The following is a 14,726-nucleotide window of genomic DNA, read 5'->3' on the forward strand; positions in this document are numbered from 1 at the left end:
CGGTCAGTTCTGCTGACCGGGGCCGCCCATGCCGCCACCCTGACCGGTCGGAGCGCCCTGCCCGCCTCCGAAGCCGCCGCCCTGACCCGCAGCCGACTCACCGGCCGTCGCGGTGCCGGCCTCGGAGCCGTTCACCAGCAGGGTGTACGACTCGCCGGTCGCGATGTCTGCCGAAGAAGCGGTGATCGCGCCCGCCGACTTCGCCGCGGTCGCGGTGGCGACGGTCGCTCCCGAACTGTCGACCACGGTGACAGTGTCGCCCGCGGCGACCTGGCCCGTCAGCATGACCCAGCCCTGCCCCGATGCGTCGCTCGGCGACTGCTCCATGCCGCCGTTGCCGAACGCCACCAGGATGCCGCCCGTGATCGAGAGATCGCCGTTCGCGTCGAGGGCGCCGTTCATCGAGGCGCTCGGACCGTACACGGTGATCGTGCCGCCCGAGATCGTGAGCGAGCCGTTGGAGTCGAGACCGTCGCCTTCTGCGTTCACGGTGACGGTGCCGCCCGAGATCTCGACGCGTTGACCGCCGTCGGCCATGTCGCCGCCGCCCATCCCGTTCTCGGCGCTAGTGCCGCTCGAATCCGTGCTGGTGGTCGCGGAGCTGGCCGATCCCGAACCGTTCAGCCCGTCGTCGCTGGAGGTCACCGAGACCGTACCGCCGCCGATGCCGATCGCGGCGGCCTCGATGCCCTCGTTCGACTGCGTGATGTTCACGCTGCCGTCGCCGATCGATACGATCGCCTCGGCCTTCACGCCGTCGTCCACGGCCGATACGGTGAGGTCTCCGCCCGAGATGACGGTATCGGTCTGGGCCTGCACGCCGTCGTCGCCGGCGGTGATGTCGATCGTGCCTCCCGACACCCAGATGTACCCCTGGGTGTCGTCGGAATCCTGGTCGCTCTTCAGTCCGTCGCCGCCGGTCGCCGTGAGCTCGAGCGTGCCGCCGGAGACGACGAGCGAGTCCTTGCCGCGGAGGGCGTCGTCAGCGGCCGTCACGGTGATGGTGCCCGAGAGGATGACGAGGTCGTCGGTGCTCACGATGCCGTCATTGCCGTTACCGGCGACGGTGAGCGCACCGGTGCCGGAGATGGTGAGATCGGCGTGCGAGTGGATCGCCGCGTTGGCATCGGCGTCGTCCGCGTAGCTCGAGGCGTCGGAGACCGCGTTCTTCGACCCGTCGGTGAGATACATCGCGACGTCATCGGCCGTCTGCACGTCGATCGCCGCCCCCGCGGTGTTCGTGATCGTGGCGCCGTCGAGCACAAGCACGACCTGCGCGTCGTCGGGGGCGGCGACCACCACGGTGCCGTCGAAGCTGCCGGCGAGCCGGTACACGCCGCCGGCGGAGATGGTGAGCGTCGGGGTACCCGACGCATCGCTGACGGCGACCGCGTCGCTCTCGTCCGTCGCCGAATCTCCGTTCAGTGCGATGTCCACCGCGTCGTCGAGCTTCCACTCGTCATCGTTCACGGTGGTCGCGTTCGCGTTGGCGGCGAGCACGTCGTCCGGGCTGAGATCGCCCGTGAACGCCGCGGAGACCGCCGTAGTGGTCGACCCGTCGCTGCCGGAGGTCGTGGTTGCCGACGAGGTGACCGCGGTGCAGCCGGCGAGGAGGCCTCCGCAGAGGAGCACCGCGGAGGTGGCCAAGACGGTGCGTTTGAGTGAGGGGGTCATGCTGCGTCCTCCAAGGAATCGGGGGTGTGGGGGTGGGGTGCGGTGCGCCGGGGGATCGGACCGGCGGAGGAGGCGCGAGGCGGAACCGAATGGTCGGCATCCGAGAAAGTGTCGCGCAGGACGCGCGCCCACTTGTTGCTCGGCAGCTCGGGGTGCAGCGCCGCGGTGCCGGTGCCGAACTTGCTGATGCCTTGCGGGCGATGTCCGAGTCGCCAGAGCGCCCGGTCGATGGCGGTGGCGGGGCCCGCTGACTTGGATTCGATGATCACGTGCGTGGGGAGCGCGACGCGCTCGCCGCCGGCGTCGATCCAGTCGAGCTCGGTGTCGATGGTGGCCCGGCTGCCGCCGGGAGCGAGCAGAGTGGTGCGGCAGTACCGCGTGGTGATCGTCGGGCGCATCTCGTGAGTCAGGTTCGGATCGAGCCCGATCGCCTCCAACGATTCCCCGACGTACCGGTGCCCCTCGGGGGTCAATCGGTCGAGGTGGTCGGCGGGGTAGGGAATGCGCTCCTTCACCGTCGCCCCCCGGCCGCCGCGCGTCTTCATCTCGAGGTAGGCGGTGCCGCTCGAGAGGTAGGCGCGGGTGCGCAATTTGAAGCGACGGCGACGCGGTCGTGCGGCGAGGTGGTAGCTGAGTCGATCCGGGGTGTCGAAGTACACGGAGGAGTACGCGAAGGCGCGTTCGCCGGCGATATCGAGCACGCGGGTGGCCGGGTCGACGGCGGCGAGCAGGTGCGCGGCGTCGGCGGCCGGAAGCAGATACTTGCGGTCGACGCGGGTGAGGAGCGCCGCGTCCGAGACGAGCTCATCGAGGTCGATCGGAGCGAGGGAGTCGGCGATGCGGCTGAGTTCGGCGGTCATCGGGCTGCCACCTCGGTACGCCCCGCAGTGCGACCCGCCGTGTGCATCTGAGGTGCCGGCGGCGCGGGCAACCGATAGCGCACGTCGACGAGCGTCGTGTCGTTCACGAAATCGAGATCCTGCACGGTGAGCGAGGTCACGCGTGCGCCGAGCCGCTGCTCGATCTCGCCGCGCAATTCGTGTTCGTCGACGATCGCGCGATCGAGGCGTACGACCTGGTGCCGGCTGCGTGCGAGCAGGGCCGGGTGATCCGCCGCCCACATGACGACGAGAATGAGCGCGATACACAGGATCGGCGTGACCAGGCTGGCGGTGTTCAGCCCGCCGAGCAGTCCCATCGCGAGCGCCGAGAAGTAATAGGCGACCTCGCGCTGCGAGATCTCCGAGGAGCGGAGACGGATGATGGAGAGCACCCCGAAGAGACCGAGACCGAGACCGAGGGCGACCTCAGCCGTGCTCAGCACCGTCGCGACCGCGAGTACGCCGATGTTCACGCCGAGAAAGGCGACGACGAGGTCGCGGCGGCGATGGCGGCGGTAGTAGATGCCGAAGGTGAGGATGAGCGCTGCGGCGAGGTCGACGGCGATGAGGATGAGAGTGCTGGACGTCACGGGATCTCCAGGATCGAGGGCGGTGGGGCGGGGCCCCGGTGGATACTGGATCCATTCGAACCGGTGATGCTATGTGAAAGTTATGCAATCGCTTCGCGAAAGATGAATCGCAGGTAAACGGGCGCGCTCGCGCCGTCCTGCAATTCAGCCCTGCAGCAGTGCGGGGAAGATGTAATCGGTGTTCAGCGGAGCAATATCATCGCGATCGCTTGCAGGATCGATCCACTCCACCGCAGCGATCTCCGCCAGCGGCCCGGCGGCGTCGGCCGACTCCACGAACGGGTGCTCGAACACGGTCGCCTCCACGATGTGACCGGGTTCGTTCGCCGCCACCGCACGGAAGACGCCCAGCGGGCGCAGCAGTTCGCGGTCGAGATCGATACCCAGCTCCTCGCCGAACTCGCGGACCGCGGTGTCGATCGGCGCCTCATCAGGCTCGTGCTTGCCGCCCGGCAGCATGAACGACGCGGTGCCTCGCTTGCGCACGTTGAGCACCCGCCCGGCCGCATCGCGCATGACGACGGCGCTGACGCGAATCACGCGCTCAGCGATGCTCGGGTGCTCCGGAACGTCGCGGTGCTCCTGTGGATTCACGAGGCGTACCCGGGGGCTGCAGGGAGACCGAAGAATTCCTCGAGCGTGGTGACACCGGTGTCGCGCAGGTGCTGGGCGAGGTCGGGGCCGACGAATCGGAAATGCCAGGGCTCGGGCATGAATCCGGTGACCTCCTGCTTGCCGTCGGGGTAGCGCACGAGAAACCCGTACTCGGCCGCGTGCTCGGCGAGCCAGACACCGGCCGGGGTGTCGCCGAAGCACGCAGAGAGGTAGCAGTCGCCGTGATCGTCGAGGTCGATCACCAGGCCGGTCTGGTGCTCCGAGAAGCCGGGGCGCGCCGAATAGGTGTCGGCGGCCTCCTGGCCGTCGCGGGCGACGTAGCTGTCGTAGAGAGAGACCTGCGTCGCGTAGTCGCGGTAGGCGCTGATGATGCGGACGTCGAGCCCCGCGTCGGCTGCACCCGCGATGAACGCCTCGGCAGCCCGCGCGGCCGGTTCGCGCAGCGGTTGGGTGAACTCGTTCTCGACGCCCTCCGGCATGACGAGGTCGGTGGGGGCGAAGCCGAGGGGCTGCAGCGGACGCAATTTGTTGCTCACGACCCAGATCGACATCGGATCATCGGTCGAATTCGCGGTCGCGTCGAACGCCGGTGCGGTCGGCGATGGGGTCGACGGCTCCGTCGTAGCGGGCGCCACTGACGTAGACGAGGACGAGGACGAAGTCGAAGCGCCCGATGCGTCGTTCGGCTCGGGGGCGCACCCGGCGCTGCCGAGCACCGCTGCAGAGGCCAGGAGGGCGATCGTCGCGCGGGTGATCGCTCGCAGTGTCATACCCTCCATCGTAGCGTTCGGGCTCGATCCGACGCCCGACTGTCGGAGGCCCCGGCTAGGCTGGAACGCATGGATGACGGCAGCGGATCGCGCACCCCTGAACCCGGGTACACCCCCATCGCGGTGACCGGCAGGAAGCGGCTCTCGCGTCGCGCTCGCACGGCGATCACGCTCGGTGCGATCGCCGTAATCGTGCTCGGTCTGGGCGGAGGAGCAGCGGCGCTCGTCTGGGGCGCGTCGCGCGACGAAGCGCCGCCGGTCGCAACCCCCGCACCGAGCCCGAGTGCGTCGCCGACCCCTGAATCGGAGCCGACGGAGGCTCCCGCGACCGGTGACAACGACGGATCGGTGCACGTCATCGCCATGGGCGACATGCTGCCGCACGACTCGGTAAACGCCAACGCGCTCGGCGCAGATGGCACGTACGACTACGGCCAATTCTTCTCGGGCATCGCCCCGCAACTCGCCGCCGCCGAAGTGACCTTCTGCAACCAGGAGGTGCCGAGCGCCGGCGTCGACTTTGGCATCAGTGGGTACCCCACCTTCAACGCGCCCGCAGAGTTCGCGCAGGCGCTGCAGGCCACGGCAGGGTGTGACCTCGTGAACATCGCCACGAACCATTCGGCTGACCTCGGCGCCGCCGGTATCGCGGCGACCCGCGGCGTCTGGGACGGGCTGGCACCGGCCGTCGTTGATGGCGCCAACCGCACGGCCGAAGAACAGCGCTCGGTGCCGGTGTTCGAGCAGGGCGGCATCACCTTCGCTCTCGTGTCGTTCGCCGAGTACTCGAATGCCCCCATCGACGGGGTCTCGCTGAACATGATGAGCGATACGGCCCTCGTCACCGATCTCATGACGCAGGCGCGCGCTGCGGCCGACGTGGTCATTGTCTCGGCGCACTGGGGCACCGAAGACTCGCACGAGGTCAACGACCAGCAGCGGGCATTTGCGCAGCAGGTCGCCGATCTCGGTGCCGACGTCATCGTCGGCACCGGCCCGCACGTGCTGCAGCCCACGGCCTGGCTCGACCGCGCCGATGGCGGGCGCACGCTCGTCTGGTACTCGATCGGCAACATGTTCAACACCCAGATTGAACTCGACCAGCGCACCGGGGTGATCGCAGGCTTCGATGCGGTGCGCGACTCGGCAACCGGCGCGGTGAGCATTGCGAACCCGACCGGCATCCTCACCTACATGCACTACGACTGGACGGCGGAGCAGGAGGCGGCGAACGATCTGCTCGCCCGCACGAACCTGTCGATCACGCCGCTGGTGCAGGCGGACGCGCTGCTGGCGACGACGCGCTTCGGCGTGACCGCCGAGCAACAGGTGGCGACATCGAGTGCGATTCTCGGCCCGGACGTCACCATCCTTCCGGAGTAGCGCCGCCTGCCTCCGAGAAGTACGCCCGTCCGCTGGCGAGCTCGGCGCCTCAGTCGTGCGCGAGCGCCCGGTAATCGTCGACGCTCAGACGGTCGCCGATCACGGGGAACTCGCCGCGCACCTCCGCGACCCGCGCGCCGTCGAGTTCGACGACGAGCACCTCTTCCGCGTCGCCGCACTCGGCGACGATGCGCCCGGACGGGTCGACGACGCGGCTGAACCCACCGAGCTGCACGTCGCCCTGCGCGCCGCAGGCGTTCACCGCGATCACCCAGAGCTGGTGCTCCACCGCCCGAGCCTGGGTCAGCAAGCGCCAGTGCTCGCGACGTGCCGCCGGCCACGCCGCAGGCACGATGACGGCTTCGGCGCCGCGGGCGCTCAGCTCTTGCCACAGGCCCGGAAAGCGCAGGTCATAGCAGGTCGTGCTGCCGGTCGGGCCGAGCGGCCCCGGCACGACACTGAGGCTCGACCCCGGGGTGAGCAACTGCGATTCGAGCGACTGATAGCCGAACACGTGAATCTTGCGATACGTCTGCGCGATCCGCCCGGCGCTATCGATCAACACGGCCGTGTTGTGCAGCCGGCCGTCATTCCCGAGCTCCACGAAGCTGCCCAGGTGCACGGCCGAGCCGAGGTCGCGCGCCACGCGCTGCGCCATCTGCACCGTCGGCCCGTCCAGCGTCTCCGCACGCTCGCGGTACTGCTCGAACGAGAAGTAGCCGGCGCTCCACAGCTCGGGCAGCACGAAGAGGTCGACGGGGCCGGTGTGGCGCAGCAGCGCCTCGACGCGGGCGATGCGTGCCTGCGGGAGTTCTGCTTCAGGGCTGGCGATCTGCACGAGTGCGACACGGCGCGCGGACTCGGAACGGGCGTGCTCGGTGACCTGCATGACTCCCAGCCTAGGTGAGGCGCGCCGAGCGCGACAGCGTCTCGGGTCATGCGAAGATGGAACGCGGATCGGTTCGCGCGTGCGAGCCGCGCGAACCGGGAATGGTGAGGGTATGACGATCGATACCGCCGAGCTCCCCGACCCCGAGGGGCCGGAAGATCGACCGACACCGCCGGGCAACCCCGGATGGCTGAGCGACGACGAGCTGAGCTTCGTACGCGGCCGGCTGCCGATCGTGTACGTCGAAGCGGTGCCCGTGCGCCTCGACGGTCTCGGCCAGGTGGTCGAAGTCGGCCTCCTGCTGCGCAGCACCCCCGAGGGTGTGATGACGCGATCGCTCGTCTCCGGTCGCGTGCGTTACGGCGAAACGCTGCGAGAGGCGCTCTTCCGTCACCTCGAGAACGACCTCGGGCCGATGGCGTTTCCGCAGATGCCCGCGGCTCTCGTGCCGGTGCAGGTCGCGGAGTACTTTCCGATGCCCGGCATCTCGCCCTATGTGGATGAGCGGCAGCACGCGGTGTCGCTCGTGTACGTCGTGCCGGTCACCGGAACCTGCAATCCGCGCCAGGATGCGCTCGAGGTCACGTGGATGGCCCCGGACCAGGCGCTGCACCCGGCGAACCTCGACGAGTTCGTGAATGGCCGGGGTGCCCTGCTGCGGCAGGCGCTCTCGTCCATGAGCTGCTGACCGCGGGCGAGGTCGGCCCGCTGCGTCAGTCGCGCGGGCGCCAGGAGATGACGTGCTCGGGCGCGAACCGCTTCGCGCATCGACCGCATGAGTGGACGCGCGTGGGCTTGCGGAAGCGATAGTGCTCGTGCCCCGCTGAGCAGCGCCCCACCCACGGCGCGCGTTCGTGCGCGATCTCGCCGTGGTGCGTGACTCCGCCGACGTAGCCGAGGTCGCGGGCGATGGCCTTCCAGCTCGCTCCATGGCCGGCTTCGGGCCCGGCAAGCGCGTGGGCCACTTCATGGAGCAGCACCTGATGGATCTCATCGTCGTCGAACTTTTCCGCGAGATAGCGCGACACCGTGATGCGACGGTCGGTGTAGTTGCAGAGCCCCGCGCGCCGCTTGGCGTGATCGAATGCGAACGACCAGGGCCGGTCACCGGGTGCGAGCCGCGGCTGCAGGTGCGCCGTGATCAGCGCCTCCGCCCAGACACGAACACGCGCGAGATCGGACACGATCAGTTCCGTTCGAAGAGCTCGCGGGCAGGCTCGGGGGAGTCGACGGCGGTTGCGTCGGTGACCGCGGCAGTGCCGCGCACCCACTCGGCGAACTCACACCCGACGAGCATGCGAGCCGGGTGCGGTCCCCCCGCCAGCAGACGCGGCAACCATTCGAGTGCTTCGAGGTCGGCGTCGGAGGCGACGAAGACGACATTGCCGAACCGGCGGCCCTTCAACACCTGAGGCTCGGCGATGGCGACCGCAGACGTGAAGAGGCGATCGAGTGTGGCTGCCTGACCGCGCACGAACGGGAGCCCCGCGCCGTCTGCCGCATTGACGACGACGACGCCGTCGGGGGTGAGCAGCGGCCGCAGCAATTCGTAGAACTCGACGCTCGACACATGGGCCGGTGTGCGTGCGCCGGCGAAGATGTCGACGACGATCAGATCCATGGCGCCCCGCATGCCCTCGGGTAGCTTGGCGACGACATCGCGCGCATCGCCCCGACGCACGCGAATGCTCGCCCGCTTCGGCAGGGGAGCGGCCTCGCGGACGAGGTCGACCAGTGCCCCCTCGAGTTCGATGACCTGCTGTCGGCTGCCGGGCCGGGTCGCCTCGATGTATCGCGGTAGCGTGAACGCGCCCCCGCCGAGATGCAGTGCAGAGATGGGGCGGCCCTGCGGGCGGAAGAGGTCGATGACGTGCCCGATGCGACGCACGTACTCGAAGAAGAGCTCGCTCGGATCGCGGAGATTCACATGCGACTGCGGCGTGCCGTCGACGACGAGCTGGACGGCTCCGGGCACCCATCGGTCGGTTTCGATCTCGGCGCTCAGCCCCGAGCTGAGCGTCACCGGGTCGGGAAACTGCCTCACGGGCGCGAGAGCCCCAGCTCGTCGATCTTGCGCAGCATGTCGGCATTCGACGGTTCGACCTGGTGGCTCGCATCGGGGTACAGAATGACCGGAATGTTGGTGCGACCGCTGATATCGCGGGCAACGTCGGCGGCCGCCGGATCTTGCACCAGGTCGACGTAGCGGTAGGGCGTGCCCGAACGGTCGAAGATGAGCTTGGCGCGGCGGCAATCGCCGCACCAGTCGGCACCGAAAATGACGGTCTCGGTGGTGGGTGCGGCCGCGCCGGCGATGGGCTCGGTGGAGATCTGATCGCTCATGGTGTCAGCCTACGCGGGGCCGCCGACATCCGATGTCGATTTCGCGCAGAGTGATGCCGGCCGTGCCGGGGGAATGGAACCGATGCGCGCCGTGTTCTGTGACAACAGGAGAGCGTCGTTCCTGCGGATCGCGGCGCATCGCGAACGAACGGAGCACGCACGATGCACGCATCAGCAGTCGACGAGCAGGCGCTGAGCCCGCACCTCGCCATGGACGCGGTGACGCTGCGCGTCGGCGACCTCGAAGAGATGTCGTCGTACTACGCCGAGGCGCTCGCGCTCACCCCGATCGAAGAGCGCGCCCGCGGCACCGAGGTGCACCGTGTGCTCGGCCGCGGGTCGGTGCCGTTCGTGCGGTTGATCGGTACTCCCGAGCTGCCACCCGTGCGACCGGGCGATGCCGGTCTCTTCCACACGGCATTCCTGTTCGCCTCGCAGGCGGCGCTCGCCGCCACCGTTTTCCGCACCGCGAGTGATGCGCGCAGCCGATTCTCCGGTTCGTCGGACCACGGGGTCAGCGAAGCTTTTTACTTCACCGACCCCGAGGGCAACGGGATCGAGCTCTACGTCGATCGTGCCCGAGACGAGTGGAGCTATGTCGGCGCCGAACTGCAGATGGGTACCGAGTATCTCGATCCGAATGCGTACTTGCGCGCTCACCTCGACGAGCAGGTGCTCGCCGATGTCGCGCAGCAGGCCGGAGGCGTCGGCCACGTGCACCTGCAGGTCGGCGATGTCGCGGCGGCTCGCGGTTTCTACGTCGACGGTTTGGGGTTCGAGCCGACCGTATCGGGGATCCCGACGGCGCTGTTCGCGTCGGCGGGCGGGTACCACCATCACGTCGCGATGAACACGTGGAACAGCCGCGGCGCGGGCCCCCGTGCGGCACGATTGGGGTTGGGCGATGTCGCCATCACCCTGCCCGCGCGGGAAGATCTCGACGCGCTCGGCGATCGCCTGCGGCGGCGCGGGATCGCGTTCGCCGATACCGGCCGCTCCATCGTCGCGCACGATCCCTGGGGCACCCAGGTCACCCTCGCACTGCCGCAGGCGACTGCGGAGGAACTGCTCAGCGACTGAGGGCGGGGCGGCGTTCGGGGCTGAACCAGAGTCGCCGGGCGAGCACCGCAGCAGCTGCGCCCAGCGCTGCGCCGGCCAGCGTATCGGTGAGCCAGTGGACGTGCAGGGCGGTACGGCTCCAGAGCATCGCGACGATCCAGATGCCCGCGGCGACGATGATCCATCGGGTGAGCTGCGGGCCGAGTCGCTCCGAGCCGATCGCGATGAGGGCGATCGAGACGGCGATCGCGGCCGCACCCATCGAATGGCCGGAGGGGTACGACGCTCCGTGGCTCTCGAAGAGCTGGCCAGACGGACGCACGCGAAGCACGAGCGCTTTCGCCGTCTCGGAGCACGCGACGCCGATGAGTGCGGCAGTCATCAGTGCCGCAGCATCTCGCGGGCGGCGGAGCGCGAGGCAGAGCGCGGCCAAGATGGCGACGAGCGCCGCCGAGCCGGCACCGTCGCCGACCTGGGCGAGGAACACGGCGACGGCGTAGGGGCCGGAGCCGCGTTCGACCGTGACGACGCTGTTCCACCAGGTGTCGATCGGCAGCGCGCCGGTGTGCGTCAGTCGCAGAAACGCGCCGAAGACGGCGACGAGCAGGATCGCGACGATGGCGCCGCCCACAGCCGCGCGGGGCGGTGTGCGGCGTGCGGGGGAGGCCCGCTGTTGCGACGGGGTGCGGCCTGCGGGGGGTTCACTCGGTGCCATCCCGATACGGTAGTGGAGTCGCCTGAGGGGGCGACGCAGGCGTCCATGCATTGAACGAGAATGCATCGCAACGCTGCGCGATCCGCATCCCCGCGAATTCTGGAATGGGAACTGGACATCCCATAACAATGCTGTTACAGTTGGCAGTTGCACTACGGACACCAGTGTGCCTCCATATAGCGGGAGGCCCCGGGAGCTGGCGCGAAAGCGCAGATGAGCCTCGCCCGCGTGATCCCGAAGCAATTCTCGCAAGACCAGGTCAACCGGCCCGACGGGGCCCACGGAGGTAGTTTCCTTGGCTGCTGCGCGCAACGCATCGTCCACCCAGAATCCGAAGAACGGCCGCGATCACCAGCGGCTCTCCTTCGCCAAGATTTCCGACACGCTGTCGGTGCCCAATCTGCTGGCACTGCAGCTCGAGAGCTTTGATTGGCTCGTCGGTAACGATACGTGGAAATCGCGTGTCGTCGAGGCACAGGCTCAGGGGCGCGATGACATCGCGCTGAAGAGCGGCCTCGAGGAAATCTTCGATGAGATCTCGCCGATCGAAGACAACGCTGGCACCATGCAGCTGTCGTTCGAGAACCCGATTCTCGATGAGCAGAAGTTCACCATCGAAGAGTGCAAGGAGCGCGGCAAGACCTACGCCGCGCCGCTGTACGTCGAGGCTGCCTTCTACAACACCGAGACTCAGGTGCTGAAGAGCCAGACGGTCTACATGGGTGATTTCCCCATCATGACCGACAAGGGCACCTTCATCATCAACGGCACCGAGCGCGTCATCGTGTCGCAGCTCGTGCGTAGCCCGGGTGTCTACTTCGAGCGTGCTCAGGAGAAGACGAGCGATAAAGACGTCTTCACCGCACGCGTCATCCCCAGCCGCGGTGCCTGGCTCGAGTTCGAGGTCGACAAGCGCGACCAGGTCGGCGTGCGCATCGACCGCAAGCGCAAGCAGTCGGTCACGGTCTTCCTGAAGGCTCTCGGCATGACGAGCGAGGAGATCCTCGAGGAGTTCGCCGGCTACGAGTCGATCGCGCTCACCCTTGAGAAGGACGCCATCCTCACGCAGGAAGAGGCGCTCAAGGACATCTACCGCAAGCAGCGTCCGGGCGAGCAGGTGGCCATCGAAGCCGCCCGCGCGCTTCTCGACAACAGCTACTTCAACCCGAAGCGCTACGATCTGGCCAAGGTCGGCCGCTACAAGATCAACCGCAAGCTCGGTGTCGACGCCGCCATCACCGACTCGGTGCTGTCGCTCGAAGACATCGTCGCGACGATCAAGTACCTCGTCGGCCTGCACGCCGGCACCGAGACGCTCCCCGGCACCCGTGAGGGCAAGCCGGTCGACGTGCGCCTCGAGACCGACGACATCGATCACTTCGGCAACCGTCGCATCCGCGCGGTGGGCGAGCTGATCCAGAACCAGGTGCGCACCGGCCTCAGCCGCATGGAGCGCGTCGTGCGCGAGCGCATGACGACGCAAGACATTGAGGCGATCACGCCGAACACCCTGATCAACACGCGCCCCGTGCTCGCGGCGATCAAGGAGTTCTTCGGCACCTCGCAGCTGTCGCAGTTCATGGATCAGAACAACCCGCTCGCGGGCCTGACCAACAAGCGCCGCCTCTCGGCGCTCGGCCCCGGCGGTCTCTCGCGTGACCGCGCAGGCGTTGAGGTGCGAGACGTGCACCCGTCGCACTACGGCCGCATGTGCCCGATCGAGACCCCGGAAGGCCCGAACATCGGCCTGATCGGTGCGCTCGCCACGTTCGCGCGCATCAACGCCTTCGGTTTCATCGAGACCCCGTACCGTCGCGTCGTCGACGGCAAGGTCACCGACCAGGTCGACTACCTCACCGCCCACGAAGAGGACGAGTTCCTCATCGCCCAGGCCGGCGCCCCGCTCACCAAGGACGGCGTCTTCGCTGAGAAGCAGGTGCTCGCGCGCCCCCGCGGCTCCGAGGTCATCATGGTCGACGCCGATCGCGTCGGCTACATGGATGTCTCGCCGCGCCAGATGGTGTCGGTCGCGACCTCGCTGATCCCGTTCCTCGAGCACGACGATGCGAACCGCGCCCTCATGGGCGCCAACATGCAGCGTCAGGCCGTGCCGCTCGTGCGCAGCGAGTCGCCGGTCGTCGGCACCGGTATGGAGGGCTACGCAGCCATCGACGCCGGTGACGTGGTCACCGCGCAGAAGTCGGGCGTCGTCTCCGAGGTCTCCGCAGACTTCGTGACGATCGAGCACGACGAGGGCGGCTCGAAGAGCTACTTCATGCGCAAGTTCGACCGCTCGAACCAGGGCACGAACTACAACCACCGCGTCATCGTCAAGGCCGGCGAGCGCATCGAGGCCGGCGAGGTCATCGCCGACGGCCCCGCGACCGAGAACGGCGAGCTCGCACTCGGCAAGAACCTCCTCGTGGCGTTCATGTCTTGGGAGGGTCACAACTTCGAGGACGCGATCATCCTGAGCCAGAACCTAGTGAAGGACGACACGCTCTCGTCGATCCACATCGAGGAGTACGACGTCGACGCGCGCGACACCAAGCTCGGCAAGGAAGAGATCACCCGTGACCTCCCCAACGCCAGCATGGAGGCGCTGAAAGACCTCGACGAGCGCGGCATCATCCGCATCGGCGCCGAGGTTTCGCCCGGCGACATCCTGGTCGGCAAGGTCACGCCGAAGGGCGAGACCGAGCTCTCGGCCGAGGAGCGCCTGCTTCGTGCGATCTTCAACGAGAAGAGCCGCGAGGTGCGCGACACTTCCCTCAAGGTGCCCCACGGCGTCTCGGGTACGGTCACCTCGGTCAAGGTCTTCGACGCGGAGAACGACAACGACGACGAGCTCGGCTCGGGCGTCAACCAGCGCGTGGTCGTCTACATCGCTCAGAAGCGCAAGATCACCGAGGGCGACAAGCTCGCCGGTCGCCACGGCAACAAGGGCGTCATCTCGAAGATCCTCCCGGTCGAAGACATGCCGTTCCTCGCAGACGGCACCCCCGTCGACGTCATCCTGAACCCGCTGGGCATCCCCGGCCGAATGAACTTCGGTCAGGTTCTCGAGGTGCACCTCGGCTGGATCGCCAAGCAGGGCTGGAAGGTCGACGGATCGCCGGAGTGGGCTGCCAAGCTCTCGCAGCAGGCGCTCGAAGCCGCACCGAACACCAAGGTCGCGACCCCGGTGTTCGACGGCGCTTCGGAGGCGGAGATCGCCGGTCTGCTCGACTCGACCCTCGTCACCCGTGACGGCGATCGACTCATCGACTCGTCGGGCAAGACCCGCCTGTTCGATGGTCGCTCGGGCGAGCCGTACCCGTACCCGATCTCGGTCGGCTACATGTACATCCTGAAGCTGCACCACCTGGTCGACGACAAGATCCACGCGCGTTCGACGGGCCCCTACTCGATGATCACGCAGCAGCCGCTGGGCGGTAAGGCCCAGTTCGGCGGCCAGCGCTTCGGTGAGATGGAGGTGTGGGCGCTCGAGGCATACGGCGCCGCATACGCACTGCAGGAGCTGCTCACGGTGAAGTCGGACGACATCCTCGGCCGTGTGAAGGTGTACGAGGCGATCGTGCGCGGGGAGAACATCCCCGAGCCCGGCGTCCCCGAGTCCTTCCGAGTGCTCATGAAGGAGATGCAGTCGCTCTGCCTGAACGTCGAGGTGCTCGGAGCTGACGGCCAGGCCGTCAACCTGCGCGACAACGACGACGAGGCCCACCGCACCGCGGAAGAGCTCGGCATCAACCTCTCCACCCGCTTCGAATCCTCGTCGATCGACGAGATCTAAGCCGGACACCTTCA

Annotated in this window: 14 protein-coding genes; 4 read left to right on the forward strand and 10 right to left on the reverse strand. The window is 68.0% G+C overall.

Annotated elements, in window-relative coordinates; genetic code table 11:
• Positions 1-3 precede the first annotated feature (3 nt).
• The 5 genes from CH42_RS08450 to CH42_RS08470 all read right to left on the reverse strand — a co-directional run bounded on the left by CH42_RS08450 (position 4) and on the right by CH42_RS08470 (position 4,530).
• Entirely contained in the window at positions 4-1,674 is a 1,671-nt protein-coding gene (locus CH42_RS08450; protein ID WP_053352768.1) for a carbohydrate-binding domain-containing protein, read from the reverse strand.
• Entirely contained in the window at positions 1,671-2,534 is an 864-nt protein-coding gene (locus tag CH42_RS08455; RefSeq protein ID WP_075205310.1) for a polyphosphate polymerase domain-containing protein, read from the reverse strand. Before CH42_RS08455 ends, CH42_RS08450 begins: the two co-directional genes overlap by 4 nt.
• Entirely contained in the window at positions 2,531-3,145 is a 615-nt protein-coding gene (locus tag CH42_RS08460) for a DUF4956 domain-containing protein (protein ID WP_053352769.1), read from the reverse strand. Before CH42_RS08460 ends, CH42_RS08455 begins: the two co-directional genes overlap by 4 nt.
• A 144-nt stretch (positions 3,146-3,289) precedes the next feature.
• On the reverse strand, positions 3,290-3,739 hold the full coding sequence (locus CH42_RS08465) for an NUDIX hydrolase (RefSeq protein ID WP_275575612.1): 450 nt from the start codon (positions 3,737-3,739) through the stop codon (positions 3,290-3,292).
• Positions 3,736-4,530 carry a M15 family metallopeptidase gene (locus CH42_RS08470; protein WP_053352871.1) on the reverse strand — a complete coding sequence of 265 codons (795 nt, stop codon included), beginning with the start codon at positions 4,528-4,530 and terminating at the stop codon, positions 3,736-3,738. The genes CH42_RS08465 and CH42_RS08470 overlap by 4 nt, the downstream gene beginning before the upstream one ends.
• Positions 4,531-4,599: 69 nt before the next feature.
• Between CH42_RS08470 and CH42_RS08475 the strand changes: the two genes are divergently transcribed.
• Positions 4,600-5,913 (forward strand): CapA family protein, encoded by a 1,314-nt coding sequence (locus CH42_RS08475; RefSeq protein ID WP_053352770.1) that lies wholly within the window; start codon positions 4,600-4,602, stop codon positions 5,911-5,913.
• A 49-nt stretch (positions 5,914-5,962) separates the two neighbouring features.
• Here CH42_RS08475 and CH42_RS08480 read toward each other — a convergent pair whose 3' ends face one another.
• Positions 5,963-6,802 (reverse strand): carbon-nitrogen family hydrolase, encoded by an 840-nt coding sequence (locus tag CH42_RS08480; RefSeq protein ID WP_053352771.1) that lies wholly within the window; start codon positions 6,800-6,802, stop codon positions 5,963-5,965.
• A gap of 112 nt (positions 6,803-6,914) precedes the next feature.
• Between CH42_RS08480 and CH42_RS08485 the strand changes: the two genes are divergently transcribed.
• Positions 6,915-7,490 carry an NUDIX hydrolase family protein gene (locus CH42_RS08485; protein ID WP_053352772.1) on the forward strand — a complete coding sequence of 192 codons (576 nt, stop codon included), beginning with the start codon at positions 6,915-6,917 and terminating at the stop codon, positions 7,488-7,490.
• Between the two features lie 25 nt (positions 7,491-7,515).
• Here CH42_RS08485 and CH42_RS08490 read toward each other — a convergent pair whose 3' ends face one another.
• Genes CH42_RS08490 through CH42_RS08500 form a run of 3 tightly spaced genes read right to left on the reverse strand, consistent with a single transcriptional unit; the run spans position 7,516 to position 9,145 of the window.
• Positions 7,516-7,986 (reverse strand): SprT-like domain-containing protein, encoded by a 471-nt coding sequence (locus tag CH42_RS08490; RefSeq protein WP_053352773.1) that lies wholly within the window; start codon positions 7,984-7,986, stop codon positions 7,516-7,518.
• A gap of 2 nt (positions 7,987-7,988) precedes the next feature.
• Complete coding sequence (locus CH42_RS08495) at positions 7,989-8,846, reverse strand: spermidine synthase (RefSeq protein ID WP_053352774.1); 858 nt, start codon at positions 8,844-8,846, stop codon at positions 7,989-7,991.
• Entirely contained in the window at positions 8,843-9,145 is a 303-nt protein-coding gene (locus tag CH42_RS08500; RefSeq protein ID WP_053352775.1) for a glutaredoxin domain-containing protein, read from the reverse strand. Before CH42_RS08500 ends, CH42_RS08495 begins: the two co-directional genes overlap by 4 nt.
• 162 nt (positions 9,146-9,307) lie before the next feature.
• On the opposite strand from CH42_RS08500, the gene CH42_RS08505 reads away from it, so the two are divergent.
• Positions 9,308-10,225: a VOC family protein gene (locus tag CH42_RS08505; protein ID WP_053352776.1), complete on the forward strand. Its 918-nt coding sequence runs from the start codon at positions 9,308-9,310 to the stop codon at positions 10,223-10,225.
• Here the strand turns inward: CH42_RS08505 and CH42_RS08510 are convergent.
• Positions 10,215-10,919 carry a phosphatase PAP2 family protein gene (locus tag CH42_RS08510; protein WP_053352777.1) on the reverse strand — a complete coding sequence of 235 codons (705 nt, stop codon included), beginning with the start codon at positions 10,917-10,919 and terminating at the stop codon, positions 10,215-10,217. The two genes, CH42_RS08505 and CH42_RS08510, sit on opposite strands and share 11 nt — an antisense overlap.
• Before the next feature lie 295 nt (positions 10,920-11,214).
• Here CH42_RS08510 and rpoB point away from each other — a divergent pair, with 295 nt between their 5' ends.
• A complete protein-coding gene (gene rpoB, locus CH42_RS08515; protein ID WP_053352778.1) occupies positions 11,215-14,712 on the forward strand; it encodes a DNA-directed RNA polymerase subunit beta in 3,498 nt (1,165 codons plus the stop codon).
• Positions 14,713-14,726 lie beyond the last annotated feature (14 nt).

Origin of the sequence: Leucobacter musarum subsp. musarum (assembly GCF_001273845.1) — a bacterium.
Classification (GTDB): Bacteria; Actinomycetota; Actinomycetes; order Actinomycetales; family Microbacteriaceae; genus Leucobacter; species Leucobacter musarum.

Bases quoted from the DNA above. Each gene is read 5' to 3' on its own strand.
- CH42_RS08450 (WP_053352768.1), bottom strand. From the start codon at position 1,674: ATGACCCCCTCACTCAAACGCACCGTCTTGGCCACCTCCGCGGTGCTC.
- CH42_RS08455 (WP_075205310.1), bottom strand. From the start codon at position 2,534: ATGACCGCCGAACTCAGCCGCATCGCCGACTCCCTCGCTCCGATCGAC.
- CH42_RS08470 (WP_053352871.1), bottom strand. From the start codon at position 4,530: ATGACACTGCGAGCGATCACCCGCGCGACGATCGCCCTCCTGGCCTCT.
- CH42_RS08475 (WP_053352770.1), top strand. From the start codon at position 4,600: ATGGATGACGGCAGCGGATCGCGCACCCCTGAACCCGGGTACACCCCC.
- CH42_RS08480 (WP_053352771.1), bottom strand. From the start codon at position 6,802: ATGCAGGTCACCGAGCACGCCCGTTCCGAGTCCGCGCGCCGTGTCGCA.
- CH42_RS08485 (WP_053352772.1), top strand. From the start codon at position 6,915: ATGACGATCGATACCGCCGAGCTCCCCGACCCCGAGGGGCCGGAAGAT.
- CH42_RS08500 (WP_053352775.1), bottom strand. From the start codon at position 9,145: ATGAGCGATCAGATCTCCACCGAGCCCATCGCCGGCGCGGCCGCACCC.
- CH42_RS08505 (WP_053352776.1), top strand. From the start codon at position 9,308: ATGCACGCATCAGCAGTCGACGAGCAGGCGCTGAGCCCGCACCTCGCC.
- CH42_RS08510 (WP_053352777.1), bottom strand. From the start codon at position 10,919: ATGGCACCGAGTGAACCCCCCGCAGGCCGCACCCCGTCGCAACAGCGG.